Genomic DNA, 15,558 nt, shown 5'->3' on the forward strand with positions numbered 1-15,558 from the left:
TGCGGTATTAAATTGTTGATGATTTTAAATTTTCTTTTATAGAATAAGGTATTGGCGTTGTATTTTGCCAATCAGAAAGACTGTTAGTATATTTTGTCTTAGAATTTTCACTGCCTTTATAATAAGACAAAACAACTGGGATGTAGCTTTTGTCCTCAATCAGTGGATTTCCGAAATTATCAGTTGTTGTATTATCAATCTGAACGGTATACTCATGAAGAGAACCTGTTTTATGTGGTTTAGCGCTGGTAAAGTTTCCCGCAGGAATGTTCTCTGCCAAGTTTAAATTGAAAAAGAAAGCATTTGTGTTTTTAACTGGTTTAGGATATTTATCTTTAACTTCTTTCAGTTTTGCATTGAGATCTGCCAATTGATTTTTAGCAAGACGTAATTTTTCTTTTGCATCAGCCAAAGCATTTTTCAAACTAGCATTTTTCTGTTTTTCCTGATCAGAATCTTTAGCGTTTTTAGCACCTTCAGTATTTGACTGATTAGCAGATGCATTTAAAGTTTCTATATTTTCAGTAAAAAATTTAATTTCTGCATCAACCGTTTTAATTTCTTCTTCCAACTCGAGAGTTTCAATTTTAAACTCAAGAGTATCTAAATCCTCGTTTGTAGCGATATGATCAGGATAAGGCAAGAAGAAACATCTGTAGTCAATTTCATTTGGTTTTAATACCTCTTCCTTCTCAACATTAAAAGCAATTTTAGAGAGATCCTCAGAAGCAGATTCTCTTGAAATATTGATATCTGTGGCATTTTTTAAAGTATAGGTTAAGGAGAAAACTTCAGAAGGAGCAGACAGATATTCATCAAACGTATTAATCTCTTTTTTGTAGCTTTCCGTAAACACGATTAAAAGAAAAGCGACATAATTTTCTCCCAACACCAAAGGATCATTATCGGAATCCCTAAATTGCTTATAAGCTAGAGTCTCTTTGTATTTTCCTTTAGCGTCTGGAAGCTGTGAAGCAGGAATGCTTTTGCACTGACCTGAATTACCTACTAAATCTTCTGCTGTTGAAGCATTAAAGAAAGATTTCTTACTATCTTTTACTAAAATGATATTATAGCTTAATACTGGTTTTCTTAATCCTGTATTTAGTGTTGCGGCGTCTTTGTCTTCAGGAGTAAAAGGACTTTTATAGGCATCAAATGAAATGTTGAAAATACCTGTAGAAGGATCAAAACGGCTAGGTACTTCAACAACTAAGCTTTGATTAAATTGTTCATTATTAAATGTATATGCCTTTTTTGAAGCATCATATTCTACTTCGCTGCATTTTATAGCACCTTCTGCAGCTCTAGTAGCGATACTTGCCTTAGATTTTGTGTCGTTGTCTACTGTTAATATAGCAGTAATAGATGTTAGGTCGGAAGTTGCTGTCTGCAGTAAATTGTTCACAGAAGTATTGGTCAGCTTTGCGCCGTCAGCTACTGTAGAGGTTGCAACTTCAGAAATAGAGGCTGTTGCTTCCATCGCATATTGCGATGTTAATTCGGCAGTATAAGCGGTTTTATTAATTAGATTATACGCTTCAAGGGTCTGTTGATAAATTTGAGTTCCATAATCAGCTGCATTAACAATACTGTAAATACTGCCAATATCGCTGGCCAAACGTACAATCGAATTTGAAGCAATCTGTATGTTGGAAGCACATACGGCCATATTCGTAACGGCCTGTGTTACATAAGTTTTTTGCTGATTTGCAGATAGTAACAGGTTGTCAGCCATATTTTTATTCGTAACCACAACATTGTTTATATGTTGTTTTTCTTTGTACATTTTTGTTGTTGTATCCAGTTTTTCTTGTGCAACAATTTCGGCTCCTTCAGCATAATAAAGAGAAAACATTGAGGTATTTAATTGTGAACTCAATTGCTTTTTGGTCATTTCCTGACTTTCTAATGATGACAATACACTAGAATGCAGATTTTCATTGTAAGTGTTCATAATAGTCTTTTTAGTTGATTAATTTATATTTCAAGATTATATTCAATGGTTTTTTTGATGTGTTTTAATAGGGCCAAATCACATGCAAAGGCTTGTCTATCCAATGGTATTTAATAATAGAAAAAGCAAAAGGAGATTTATTGATTAATATATCATAAGCCCTTTTGTCTACTATAAGCTCCCATTTGTCTTCAAGTTCTACCAGAATTCCGTCACGTACCAGCCAGTTTCCTCGAAAGCCGTTAATAGAGCAATCTCCAATTGCTGGCCAATGAGAAATTACGGCTTGTATTAATCCATTTATCAATTGTTTTTCCTGATCTGCTATTTCAATAAAATCAGGTATTGTATTGCTCAATGGTAAACCGCATAAAACTTTGTTCAAAGGCAGATAAAACTCTTCAGTCTCTTGCATTCCTGTAATTACATATTGCAGATACTGCACAGCTCTAACCTGATGTTCATTACTTACAAATTTATTTTCTGAAGTAAGCTTCAATCTTTCAAAAAGCATTGGGATATAAGCGTTCAGCAGTACAATTCCCGCGTTTCTAATTGCTATACCTTGCTTAAGATTGTTTTTTGATTTTTCTGTACTTTTAATTTCTTTCATTTTTGATATTATTTCAGTTTGTTTTAAGATTGGGACAGTTTGATTTTCTGTTCTTATAATTTCTTTGAGGCCAAGCTGCAAAGCGGGCGGAAATTGATAGATATACTTTTCCAGATCTGCCACGAAGTTTTTTTTAGATATTCCTTTTTTTGTTATTACTTCCCAGATCAATTCGTTCCAGATTTTATCTATGGAAATTAGTTTCCAACTGTTACTGGCGTTGGCTCTTAACAGTTTTCTCAACAAGAGATACTGCATTTCTTTAGAGGTAAGACCTTTGATTGTGATTGCTCCCAATACATGATTAAATTTTTCCAGAATTCTTAGATACGATTCTCTGTTTCTATCTAATTGGCTTATGGCATTACATACATTATGAAAGCTAACATTGTGGGTAAGCCAATCTATTTGAGCTTCTGGAATAAATTCCTTTTTTATAATTTGGAAAAAAATCATGGGCTCTTTTATAATAACGGCATTTAGAACATCTTTCATTTCAATTGATTTAGAAAAGCTAAAACCTAAAGGAATTTGACGTTCCATCATAATTGAAAAAATCCATTTGTATTTTTCTTTCTCTGTTAATTTTTGAATTTCAAATAGTATTTCCGCACTTATAGATTCTGAAAATTCATTTGAAACGGTATAATAAGAATTCAGGTCGTCTTCAAAAATTGATGCAAATTCTATTTCTGAATTTGTAGATTCAATAGCATTTATTTTGTTTTGAGATCGATTTTTTTCTTTTGAAATAGTCTTTTTCAAATAAGATGTCAATTCTTTTTGAAGCAGTTTTTCAAATAAGATTTGATTGCCTTTGTAAGATGGATGTTTTAAAATTGCGCTCCAGAAAAGTTCATTTAATTCCCAGATAGTTTTAGTTTTTGAAACCGATTTTACGTTATTTATTATGAGATTAGATGTTTTCTGAATCCAGTTTTTTTTCAGAGAAACTCCATTTGTCAAGAAGTAACATAATAGGTTTTCACTTTCTTTTCGGTCTTGTTTTCGCAGTAAAACAAATCTAGAATCATTAAAATTGGCTGTCAGGAATTGTGCTAATTCCTGCTGGTCTTGAGGTGAGGTATTTTGAACAAGCTTTGCAAATTCAGCTATATCAATAAAATTTGTATTTTTTAATTGATTTAGGAAAGTCTTTTTGATTGTAACTCCAAAAGATTTAATTCTTTTTGAATGAATAAGTTTTACAATAAACTGATAATAATCATCACGTTTCGTATCAGTTACTTTTTTAGATAATTCAATAACAATAGTCTCCAGAAATAAAGAGGAATTATGTTCTGGATGAAACAATATTTCCTGCATTCCAAGCAATAACAAATTATCTGTCATTAATTCTTCAGGAAAATCATAATTATCCTTTTCGTTTAAAATTTCATAAACAAGCTGTATAGTCTGAACCAGCTTTGTTTTTTTGTAATTAGCATTTTTTACCAATAATTGCAGTATTTCGCGGTTCATAATGAGTGGAAGAATTTTCTTGAGAACTTCTTTATTTCCGTACGAAAGCATTGTATCAAAGGCCATTTTAGGGTGTAGTAAAATAGTTCTTGTAAGTGATCTTTGTAAATCAATAAAAAAGACATTTTTGATACTGTTCTTTTGCAGTTCAAGTTCCAGTCTAACAATAAGATTTTTAAAATGAATTGCAGGATAATTAGAATTGCTACTGTTTATTTCTCTGCAATAAATGCTATTAAGGTTAGTATATATAATTGCCGAATTATTGTTTTTGACTGTTAAAGGAATTTTTGCATTGGTAAACATCGCTAATAAATGTTCGTGTCTGAGGTTATTTTTTTTACCTAATTCTTTAATACAAAAAAGAAGAAATGCTGTATTATCGGCATTTTGATTTTTGATAAGAAAAAGCATTCCAATTTCCCATAAAACCTTACGATCAGTTTTTAGCTTAAAAGTTTGACTAAGTTTATTAAGATAAATTACAGACTCCATTTGAAGAAGCGATGGAGTAGTGTCCAATCTAGAAAACAGTACTTTTATTGAATCTTCTTTTAAATCTTTAAGCAGCAAAACAAGTAAACTTTCTTCTTTAAAAATAAGCTGAACAAGAGCATCAAATTTTGTTTTATTTTCAGTATTCAGTGCAACAATCAATTCATTTAGATTGTCCTTATCTGATTTAAATCTTCTGCTGTTTTTGTTTTTAAATAATTGTTCTAGTAAGTTCCAGTAATTTATAGCAGTTTCAGGCAGGTAATTTTCACTTTTTTGTTTTTCATATTCCTGAGTCAGTATTTTTAAGCAAGCAATAAAATGGTTATTCTGAGATGTTTTATTTGAAAGTTTTATTACTGTGTTTTCAATAAGAACAATAAGTTCGGCATAAGCAATATTATAGTGGTTGGCCATTTGCAGAATACTGCTTCTCATAAAAGCCAATTTATTGAAAAGTGTACCGCGCTCCAATAACAAGAAATTAAGAATAAAAAACCATAGATTCTTTTTAAAACTAGCAGTACTGGTTTGAATAATAGTTTCTTTTACCTGAATATTAACCATAATTGAGGTGAATTCTATAATAGAACTGCTATTATTAGGCTCAAGTGTTGCAATTATTTTAGTTATATTTTTTTCGTCAAACTGCCATGCAATTCTTTTTCTGACTTCCTCATGCGTCATCCCAGTTCCCTTAATAATGGCAATAACTTCAGTTAGATTATTTTGAAGCAATTCTGCCATAATCTGGTTTACGGAGCCTTCCTTAGTTTGATAATTCCAGGGTAAATAACCGTCTAACAAAAACACCATCAAATTCTCCAAAATTGATTTTTCTTTGTTATAAACTGCAATTCCGTTTTCTTTCTGATTGTTTTGATAGAGAATTAGTTCAGCAATTTTATCTCTCAATAAATTGCGTATTTTTCTGCTGAGGTCAAATTCTAGATCACTATAATCACAAGACCCGAGATCGAGTTCCAGTGATTCAATTCTCCAGCTTTGTTCCCGTGGACACAATTCATTAAAAATACTTGCGATTTCTCTAGGCAGCGAAATTCTGCTCCAGGTACTCAAGCGTTCCTGAAGTTTGTAACCTTCTCTTTTTTGGTCAAAAGTTGTTTCCCATTTTAGGCTCGATACAATATGGCTATTTATTTCTTCCATTTTTTGTTTCTAAAATTGAGGTTAGACTATTGATTAAATTTACTGCCGATTGCTCAGGATTTGAAATTGTTGTTTCCGAATTATCTTTTTGTTTAGTATACAAATCTTGGGTGTTTTTAAATAGCAGACTCTCATGCCATTCGATATAATTTGGTACTAAAAATTCTAATTCTTGAAGATTTAGAAACAGACATTCATATTGAATATTTATTGGAAGGCTTACAGATAAAAACTGTTTTAAGCGTCTCTTGAACTCAGCTGTTTGTAATTCTGGAATAAAATCTGGAAATATTAAGATTGCATTTTTCTTAAAAAGTTCATCATTAATGGTAATTCCGCTATTCCCAGATGAAACTGTAATGCGAAACAGATAATCTGATAAGACTGTTTTTATATAATCATTATTAATTTCAGTTTGTAAATCACTGGAAACAAAAGAGTATTTTTTATCTGAAAACTCTAAATAACCATTTTGAAGTTCCTTGTCCAAAACCGTTTGGTTCAAATAATTTAAGGCATAGTTTATATTAGCTATAGATTGAAAATCGATGTTTTGAATGCTGTAAAAACTTTTGCTATTTTGTTGTACAATCTCAAGATTATATTTCAACTGACTTAAAAGAATCGAGGTTTCGAGAAAAATACAGCCTTTTCTTTTTTCCTTAAACCAATATGCTTTTTGTATAACTTTATTGCTGTTTAATTGGTTTTCAATAGAATTCTGAGAAGTTTCAAATTCAGAGGTAATAAAATTGGTGTATATATTTTTTAAACCAAATAGTAAATTCAGTTTTAGTTCAAAACCAGAAAAATTATTGAAATCAGTTTTACTCAGTTTTTCCTTTTTATTGTGCTCATTTGATTTAAATGTAAAATCGGTAGTATTTTCATTTATATAATCATAATGTTTGGTTTTGATGTTGAACAAACCACCATCCTGACTTTGATTATTATTGTGAATTATTTTCGAAGCATTAAGAAAATTGTATCCTTTAAATCGATTATAAGACAATAAATCAAGGTTTTGCAAATACAGACTTTTTGTAATAATCTGATCTTTTTTCTTGTCTCCAGTATAGATTGTATTACTAATGATGCTATCAATAACTATAGGAGATTCGCCGTGTCTGGCAAGTAAATGATCCAGTATTTTGTTACGTCTTTTAAGGTTTACATCCTCTTCTTGCATGATTTTCATCATTCCAAAAATATATGCATTATAAGGATCTTGCTGATATTCAAGCCAGCTTTTTTCCTTCAGTTCCTTTTTTGTTTCTTCGCCAAAACTATATTCAAAAACACTATTGTTTTTTAATAGAGGTCTGATATGTGGGATATTATATAAAGACTGATAAAAATAACTTGGAGAAAACATTTTGTAGGGAACCGGATATTCTAAATGTTTTTGTTCAAATTTATCTTTTAACGCATAAAAAGTATCGTTGTCTGAAGGTGCTCCATAATCTGAATTAGTAAAAGAGAATAACTTTGAAACATTCGCCAATTGTGAAAACTGATTTGCAAGAACCTGATCAAACAAAGTTAAATATCCTTTTAACTGACGAGATTGCGCTACTTGAATTGGTGCAGAATTGTCTTCAATTTTATCATCTCCAATGCCATATTGCTGTGGAAATGTATTTTGAATAGAATAATAATTATTGATATCTCTAAAACTGCTTTTTGGCAGTTTTATGTTCGGTTTGTTATTTAAACTTGTTACTATTTCCTGATATTTCGTACTATTAATCTTCAAAGGACCAAAGGCATCAAATGACATATCTTTTCCGTTACAACTTAATGTCAGTTTTTTTTCTTTATAAGAAGCCAAAACATCTATAGATAAAATTTGACAGACAGTTGATTGCAGTACAGAAACAGTATTTCTATTTTGATAAAGCTGTAGCCCAGAAACCGAAACAATTCCCGTGACAGATTCTATTATTGGAATTAAATCAATAGCTTTTATGTTATTTTTTTTATCGAATAATGAGTCGTTTAAAATCCAGCCATTTTTAAGATAAGGTCCATCATATATTTCGGCAGTTTCGCATCCGTTTTCTTTTAAAACAGCGAAACTAACCTGATCTATTTTTGGAAATACATAACTGCGAATTTTATTTTGAAGTTCTAATAAAACGGAATGTTCATCAACTTCTTTTTGAAGTTCTATTTTACCGCCGATCCAACAGTTTTGAGGCTGAAGTACAATTGGCATATTAAAAAGTTCTCCAATATTACGGCTCTGATTGAGATAATAAAATGCCGACTTGCAGATAGTATCACATTCAAAGGAACCTGTAATCTCAGGATTTATATACAGGTAAACTTGATAAACTCTACTAAAAGGCAGACTATTATTGCTGTAAGCAGTTATTTCGGCGTTGTAAACATCTTCGATGCCATCAATGATATATTTTTTATAATCATTAATGGTGTAAGGAGAGGTTGTTAGTATTTTATACGGTAAATAAAACTGATTTTCCATTTCCATTTTTCCACTAGAATCAGTTAAAATATCGGGAATAGAAAAATCTGTGCAATAACCTAGTTCGGTAAGAGCATAACAAACCTGATCCAGAATTGTCATTCCAGGATCGCTTGGATTAAAGTTTGTCCACTCATTTCCAATATGACTTTGGATATAATCAATCGCTTGCTCCTTCAGGAAATTAAAATCCTGATATGGAGGAAGCTGAGTCTTTGATATGTGACTGATTTTATCCATTTATATCTGATATGAAATAGTATGGTTTGGTGCAGAAACTAAAAGTGTTGTTGGACCGTAAGGCATTAATGTTTTTTTATCGCTTTTTGAATTGACTTGCAGTCCTGTAACAGCATTAATGTAATAACTTGAAAAAGATACTTTTTCGACATTAAAAACACCTTCAATATTTTGAATAAATGTACTCACATTAGCATCAATCAGCGGTTTTCCAATTTCTATTTGAGGAGGGCAATTTGCAATCCAAGGTGATAAATATTCTTTTAATGCTAGATTTACTTTTTTTGTAATTGCTGCCATCTGATAGTTTTGATCGACTTGGATCGTAATGTTAACGCAGACATATTCCAGATTAAAGTTGGAGATTTTCAGGTTTATAAATGGAGAAGAATTGGCACTCAAAAAATTTTTTACCTGAATTTCAAGAGAGTTTGTTACCAATGGAATAAATGCGTTTGAATAATTAGCTGAGGCTATTTTTTTGACCAAGTAAACATTTGTACTGTTGTCACTTTTTTTAGTAACTACTTTAGAATAATAGACTGTATCAAATTTCTCGGCAATCAGAGTATAAAAATCAGCTGCAGTACTAGCTCTATTTTTGGTTTTGATACTATTGCTAACTCTTTTATTTCGGTCAGTTTTGTTCTCGGCGGCTTTTCCTCCAAAAGAAGCAAAAGGCTGTATAATGGTACCTATTTCTGGAATTTTGATTTCAGGTTTTGTAATAACATTGGCATCTATGTGAGGATTCTGTCTATCATTTAAAAAGCTAGTTCCAGTTCTTTGCACGCTAAATCCATTGGTTTGCATAAAAATGGTATTAGAAAATGATTCAAGGTTGCCAATTGCTGCAATAGAAATCCAGTTTTTAGTTCCAGGCATTATGGTATTGTTGTTATTGCAATCTGGTGGAATCGGAATTTCTACAATTCCTGAAGTTCTAAACTGACTGGTATGATCTGATAAAGGCTGTATGTTTTTCCAGCCTGAATCGTTCAAATAATAATACATAATGCGGTTATGATTGGTAAGGGAAGTTGAATTTCTCGCTAACTCAAAATAAAAATTTAAAGTACTGTCGCATATCAAGTTATCCAGTTCTATAAATAATGCCCCATTATGAGAGAAAGACGGATAAAGAGGAAAACCTTGTACAACACCGCTTTCGGAGTTTCCGATAATTTCTGTAGTGAACGCACTTGTATCACTTTTATCTGCTGTAGCACTGTCAAATGCACTATAATTTAAAAATGGTGCATAAATAAAATATTGCAGCGGATAATCACCAGCTGTACCATCAAGCTTGTAAGTTACGCTGGCTTTATAAATAGCAGAAAAAGTTTTTATTTTTGGGGTAAATGGAATATTGGGAGCAGCAATAAAATCTGTTACTTCTTTATCTTTTGCCATTGCAAGTTTATTGCCATTTTGCAAAGCAATACTAGCGACAACATTTGCGTACAATTCTGAACCAAAACCGTATTCTGGACTAGATAAAGTCATTTTTATAAATCCAGATGAACTTTCTTCTGTAAATTTTAAAGACTCTTTTTGAATATTTGGATCGGGCTGCCATGGCTTGACATCATTTTGTACTAGATTTGAATTTGAAACTGGTTTAGAATAGATATAATAGCTACTAGATGTACTGAGCATATTATTATTTGGGGTACCAACTAAAGAAGCAAATAAATATACTGGTTGTGGAATTTCATTAACTGGAATGAAAATTTTATCAATGTCACTGCTCTTAATTTTTGTCATTTTAAGGCCTTGCCATGATTTGTTTTGCATAATATTAAAATCAACTGTAAAACTGGTATTTGTAAATTCGCTTGGAAATGCAATATTTTGCTCTTTTGGCTGAAAAAGATTATAAGCGTTAAATAGGCTTGGAGTAGCTTCTTTTTTTGGTGGATTTAGATAATCATTGTATTGTTGGTAATAGATTTCGAAATCAGCAGGTCTTTTATCCCAATCTATTTCTACAATAAAGCTGTCAAGAGGTTTACTCAAAATTTCATTGTTTCCAATAATAAAATTGGCATTTACAAGCGGAATTGGACCAAACGGAGTATAAGGATTCTTAGCGCTTAATTCTCCAAAATCATTATACAATTGAAAGGTTTTAACTCCTGTTACTTTTAAAGCGATTGTTATGGAAGCAATTTTAGGTGGTTTCTGTGGATTAGGAACATTTTCAAATAAAATCTTCATCATCGGCCAGTCACTTTTTACCCCGTCTGGATTAACTAAAAAAGGTTCGATCGCAGCAGCAGTTGGATCAAGATTTATTTGGATTGTAAAAACAGTATTTTGTTTTTCAGTATCTGACGTAAAATTACTAGGACGTAAATCTAATTTTAGCCATTCTTTTTGTGTGCTCAAAAAATAGCGGGCTTCTTGCAGAATTTTTAAATCGATCTGATAATCAAATTCCAATGTAAGAGTTATTGTTCTTTCTCCTTCACGTAATAATAGCATGGGAGAGGCAAACGCAATTCCGATTAAAGAAGGATTTAGAGTGGCATCGCCTGATCCAAATGTTTCCCAGCTGATTGCCTTATTTTCCTGGTCCAATTGAATTTCAGTGGGTTTTACAATTGTTTGTAAATTGTAAGAAGCATTGTTTGTACCCTGATAAGAAAGCTTGTGTACACTTGCAATTGAAGCAGGGTTCAGGTTTACATTTTTTTGTGAAGCGAATAAAATTGGATTCTTTTGTAGATCAACTCCTGCATTAAATAATGTTCCTGCTGGTAAAGTATAAAGAGATGTTAGTTTTGTAAGCGTCGCGCACAAAAAAGTATGATCTGCAATGGCGGGTAATTTAGTTTGTTTTAGAATATCTTTATAATAAAAATCAAGATGTTTCTCTGAAAGCCCATTCAGTTGATTTTGTTGAACTTTTAAAAGATTTATAAAAGAACGTAAAAGTACAGTATCTGGAAATTGTCCTTTTTTCAGGTCCAACTTTTGAAATTCTTTTGCTGCATGATGAATGATTGTTTCTAAAAACTGAAATAATTTGTCTCCAATTTTTGTTAGAATCTCCAAACTAAAAGAGGTCATTGATGATGTTTCCTGTGAAATGGAATATTCTGTTTCGAAACCGAAAACTTGCCAGAAAGGCAATCTGTCTTTATTGGTGTACCAGATGTTTTTGTCAAAAGATTTAAATTTTTGAAGTGGCTCGGGAACAACAAAAACATCGTTCAGAGACAATTGGTACAAATACTCTCTAAAAGATTGAATAGCCCAAAAGTCGATGCTTAATCTTGTTTTTACTTCCTGTAAAACATAGGTTTTGAGATCGTAAATTTCGCTATTCTTTAGCATATAATGTGTCCAGCGTTCTATAATATTATAAACTGCGGTAATATGATCAAACAGATTGTTTAGAGCATTAGAATGTGGATTTCCACCGTTTTCTTTTTTTACTAATCGTTGAATTTCTGTACAGCTGTTTTTATAGTCGGCATATAGTTTTTTGTAGTTTGTTTTTGAAATGGATGCCATCAGAAAAACAGGATCTTTTAGTAAAAACGGATTCCAGTTTCCTTCGATAATATTGTTATCATTATAAAAATTGATCAATTTGCTAAATTCTGTCAAAAAGTACAGCCAGTCTTGCTCTGTTCTACTGTCTATTAAATACGGACTTGGAATGAGTGCTTCGTTAAGAGAATTTATGGCGCTATTTTGATCTATTAGAATCATTTTTTCTTGTCTAAGTTTGTTCCTTCTTTTAAATAAAATGGGAATACATAATTGTGTCTTGTATTGGTTTGCGAATAAACATAAGTAATCAGTATTTCTATTTTCCCGTTAAGAGTATCAGTAGATGTGACTTTAACGTCTTGCACCAATATTCTGGGTTCGTAACGCAGTAAGGCAAACTTGATCGTTTCTACAATTTCGCCTTTAAGTGCACTGTCAATTTTTCTAAACATAAATTGTTGAATTCCAGAACCAAAATTAGCTTCTAGAGTACGTTCGCCTTTACGGGTGTTTAGAATGATATTAATAGATTCATTAATGTTTGTTTCATTTGCAGATAAATTTAACTGATGATTATCGGCAGAGAAGGAAACAGGAAAGGCCCATCCTGAACCTAAAAAAGCGGTTTCATTATGTACGACATTATCCACCGATCATGACATTAAATGCTCCTAGAACAATTGATCCACCATGCGCAGTTGAATCTCCAATTCTTGCGGCAGGCATACCACAAATCATAACCGTTGCCGATCCTTTTATAATAGAATCTGGTGGGCCTACACAAACCAGCATGTCGCCAACTCTGGCAGCTGGTAATCCTGCTATTAAAACAGTTGGAGCTCCTGGGCCAATTATTGGTCCGCCTACATGAGGTATTGGTGGCAGACCAGGAGTAACCATTGGACATTGATGAAAGTCTGTAAGTCTTGCTGCTGGTGGCATAATTTTTCTGTTTAAGGTTAATTATTTTTTCGTTTTTTGTTCAATAAAGAGTGTCATTTCTTGCATCGTAACAAGCCATTAATTAATCATTACCATTGCGCCTTTAAGTGTTAATTGCATTCCGCCGGAGACTTGTGCCGTTTGTCCGCCTTGAGCGCTATATTGCATGTCTGCATTTTCTTTAATGTTGAGGCCTTTTAATGAAATGTCTCCGCCACTTGACTGTATGTCAACGCCTTGATTTCCTTTAATGCTTACTTTTTGATTAGCCGTGATATTGATGTTTTTCTGACTTGATAAATCAATACCGCTGCTTGACATTACAATGCTGTTTTCGTTCTCATCCTGAATCGTAATTTTTTTGTCTTTATCGCTAATTATGATGGTATTTTTATTGGGTGTTGCAACAGTCCATATTTTGTTTTCGTCATCAAATTTTACTGAGATTCCTGATTTAGAAACAATAGCCTTTACAGAATTCTTCTGATTTGGATCAAGACCAGTAAAGGGTTTTATATTTGTACTGCTATAAATACTTCCAAGTATGATAGGATAGCGAGGATCTTCGTTTATGAAACCCAAGATGACTTCGTCTCCAACTTCGGGCATAAAAAAAGCTCCAGCTCCGTTTGTTGAATAAAAATTAGTCAGCCTTGCCCAGATTCCCTGACCATTTGGATCTAATAGCGGAACATCAACTAAAATTCGGTATTGAGAATCTGGATCTTCATACATCTTTTTTACCGTTGCGTTAAAGAGCCCTTTTGCTCCAGGTACTAGACCAGAAGCGGGTGGTGCAACAACATCTGGTTCTTCAGTAAACCAAAATGGAGAAAGTCCAAGAGTAACTTCAGAAATCCAATTTCCCTGCGACAAATCGTGCACAACTCCGCCAATTATATAATCGCCATTAAAGCGATCTCCAAGACCAGCAAAAGTCATATATTTTCCAGGATCAACTAAATTTGTACCTTGAAATTTGGCTTCTCCCATTATTTTAGAATATTCACTTTTGATGATTTGTGCTTTTGACCAATTGGTTAAATCGGCAGTTTCTAAAGGAGCAGAAGTCTGTAATTGATAAGTAGGAAGCCCGATCACTTCAGATAGTTTTTTTGTAGTTAAATTTCCAGTTCCAGAAACATTTGGTGCAGCGTTACCACTTACAACACTTTGAGTTTTAAAATCCCAGCTGTTTGCCGCAACGTTTCCTAATTGTGTAAGAGCATTTAATTTGGCATTAAACTCAAGAAGATTATCACCATACGTTACTGTAAGTATTGAAGTCGTATTTTTGTCAGGAGGAAATACAGAGATTTTCCCGTTTAAAGTTGTTATGATTAATCCGTTTGCTTCGGCAAGAGCCAGTATATAATCCCAATCGGTTGTATAATATTGTACTTGCTCTGGCCAAGTTGTGCTTGTTGAGGTCACATCTGCGCTTAAGCCTGAATAGGTTCCTATTATAGACGATATGATATCGCTGTCTTTTTGTTTAGAAAAGGTAAGGCTTTTGCGTCCCACAATCATTTGTATTGCATTATCTCGACATTCAATTTCTAAAGCTGAACCTACCAAATTATCAATACGAATAGTCTGGCTCATGATTAAACCCGAAAAAAGAACAGTATTATTATTGTCATATCCTGCTTCAATGCTAACTGATGCGCCAGGAACAAAAACAGAAGAGGAGCTGGCATCAAACTTACCTGTGTTGGCTTCTCCGTCTAGAATTGTAATTTTTGCAGATGCAATTCGATTTACTTTCTTTTCAATATGAATAGACAGCACGCTTAGCTCATCGGCAATTGCAGTTCCATTAACTTTTACTGCAAATGTTGCGATTCCGCCACTTTTTATTTCAGTTGATGCGCTCATAAATTAGAAGGGATTATAGGTGGAAATATTAGTTTGTCGATACCATTAAGGTTTCTGAATTTGTTGAGTTTATTATGTTCTGCAACTTGTATATAAAATGAGTCATCATTCCATACTTTCTGGCATAGCTGAGGTAAAGACATTCCTTCAGAAACCGATACAATGTGAGTAAGGTCTGGAGATTCTGGAGCATCTGTTCTGGTTACTGTTTTGGGAGAAATGTATCGGCTGAAAGACAAAGATATCTTGGCTCTTAGCGGACTTCCGTCTGGTTTAAACAAAGTGTAAGAGATATCTATTGAATCAAGAACTCCGTTAAATGTGATGTTCTGTCCCCATTGCACTTTTACAAAATTGGGACGGTGTATTTTACCGTTATAAGTGTAAATAATCGTTTCTAAGGCAGTTATTTCTTTGGCCATATCAATACGTTTGGCATCTATGATTCCCGTACAGTCTATTACCATTTCAAAACTTAATTTATCGCTCGGCGTGCTTTTATACTTTTGTGAGGCTGAACTTGTTGCAGGAGCTTGCTGTTCGTTGTATTCAATACTTTTTTGTATTTTGATATTATCAGGATTAATCATGAAAGCATACGGATTTCCAGAGAATTTATTTTGAAATTCTTCGTCTGTATATCCCGTAATTTTCATTAATTCTAAACTTGCCATTGTTTTATTATTTTAAGTTTTTTAAAGCCTGTTAAGTTTGTCAGTGGAATATTTTCTCACGCAGATTTTTTAAATCATTTTAATTTGTGGTTAGCATTATTTCACGCAGTTTTTA

At 32.7% G+C, this 15,558-nt stretch carries 8 protein-coding genes; all 8 read right to left on the reverse strand.

Going from position 1 to position 15,558, the window contains the following annotated elements; genetic code table 11:
• Positions 1-7: 7 nt before the first annotated feature.
• The 8 genes from P2W65_RS16970 to P2W65_RS17005 all read right to left on the reverse strand — a co-directional run bounded on the left by P2W65_RS16970 (position 8) and on the right by P2W65_RS17005 (position 15,443).
• Positions 8-1,957 (reverse strand): hypothetical protein, encoded by a 1,950-nt coding sequence (locus P2W65_RS16970; protein ID WP_289659387.1) that lies wholly within the window; start codon positions 1,955-1,957, stop codon positions 8-10.
• A 64-nt stretch (positions 1,958-2,021) separates the two neighbouring features.
• The gene (locus tag P2W65_RS16975; RefSeq protein WP_289659389.1) at positions 2,022-5,717 is read right to left on the reverse strand and encodes a contractile injection system tape measure protein; all 3,696 of its coding nucleotides are present in this window, start codon (positions 5,715-5,717) and stop codon (positions 2,022-2,024) included.
• A complete protein-coding gene (locus P2W65_RS16980; protein WP_289659391.1) occupies positions 5,701-8,445 on the reverse strand; it encodes a baseplate wedge protein in 2,745 nt (914 codons plus the stop codon). Before P2W65_RS16980 ends, P2W65_RS16975 begins: the two co-directional genes overlap by 17 nt.
• Entirely contained in the window at positions 8,446-12,168 is a 3,723-nt protein-coding gene (locus tag P2W65_RS16985) for a baseplate J/gp47 family protein (protein WP_289659393.1), read from the reverse strand.
• On the reverse strand, positions 12,165-12,599 hold the full coding sequence (locus tag P2W65_RS16990) for a GPW/gp25 family protein (protein ID WP_289659395.1): 435 nt from the start codon (positions 12,597-12,599) through the stop codon (positions 12,165-12,167). Before P2W65_RS16990 ends, P2W65_RS16985 begins: the two co-directional genes overlap by 4 nt.
• Positions 12,592-12,891: a PAAR domain-containing protein gene (locus P2W65_RS16995; RefSeq protein WP_289659396.1), complete on the reverse strand. Its 300-nt coding sequence runs from the start codon at positions 12,889-12,891 to the stop codon at positions 12,592-12,594. The genes P2W65_RS16990 and P2W65_RS16995 overlap by 8 nt, the downstream gene beginning before the upstream one ends.
• A gap of 78 nt (positions 12,892-12,969) precedes the next feature.
• On the reverse strand, positions 12,970-14,769 hold the full coding sequence (gene vgrG, locus P2W65_RS17000) for a type VI secretion system tip protein VgrG (RefSeq protein ID WP_289659398.1): 1,800 nt from the start codon (positions 14,767-14,769) through the stop codon (positions 12,970-12,972).
• Positions 14,766-15,443: a CIS tube protein gene (locus P2W65_RS17005; protein ID WP_289659400.1), complete on the reverse strand. Its 678-nt coding sequence runs from the start codon at positions 15,441-15,443 to the stop codon at positions 14,766-14,768. Before P2W65_RS17005 ends, vgrG begins: the two co-directional genes overlap by 4 nt.
• Positions 15,444-15,558: the final 115 nt, after the last annotated feature.

The sequence above is a fragment of the Flavobacterium panacagri genome (genome assembly GCF_030378165.1).
GTDB lineage: Bacteria > Bacteroidota > Bacteroidia > Flavobacteriales > Flavobacteriaceae > Flavobacterium > Flavobacterium panacagri.

What these genes read in the sequence shown, in the direction of transcription:
- P2W65_RS17005 (WP_289659400.1), bottom strand. Translation starts at nt 15,443, where the DNA reads ATGGCAAGTTTAGAATTAATGAAAATTACGGGATATACAGACGAAGAA.
- P2W65_RS16995 (WP_289659396.1), bottom strand. Translation starts at nt 12,891, where the DNA reads ATGCCACCAGCAGCAAGACTTACAGACTTTCATCAATGTCCAATGGTT.
- P2W65_RS16975 (WP_289659389.1), bottom strand. Translation starts at nt 5,717, where the DNA reads ATGGAAGAAATAAATAGCCATATTGTATCGAGCCTAAAATGGGAAACA.
- P2W65_RS16970 (WP_289659387.1), bottom strand. Translation starts at nt 1,957, where the DNA reads ATGAACACTTACAATGAAAATCTGCATTCTAGTGTATTGTCATCATTA.
- vgrG (WP_289659398.1), bottom strand. Translation starts at nt 14,769, where the DNA reads ATGAGCGCATCAACTGAAATAAAAAGTGGCGGAATCGCAACATTTGCA.
- P2W65_RS16980 (WP_289659391.1), bottom strand. Translation starts at nt 8,445, where the DNA reads ATGGATAAAATCAGTCACATATCAAAGACTCAGCTTCCTCCATATCAG.
- P2W65_RS16985 (WP_289659393.1), bottom strand. Translation starts at nt 12,168, where the DNA reads ATGATTCTAATAGATCAAAATAGCGCCATAAATTCTCTTAACGAAGCA.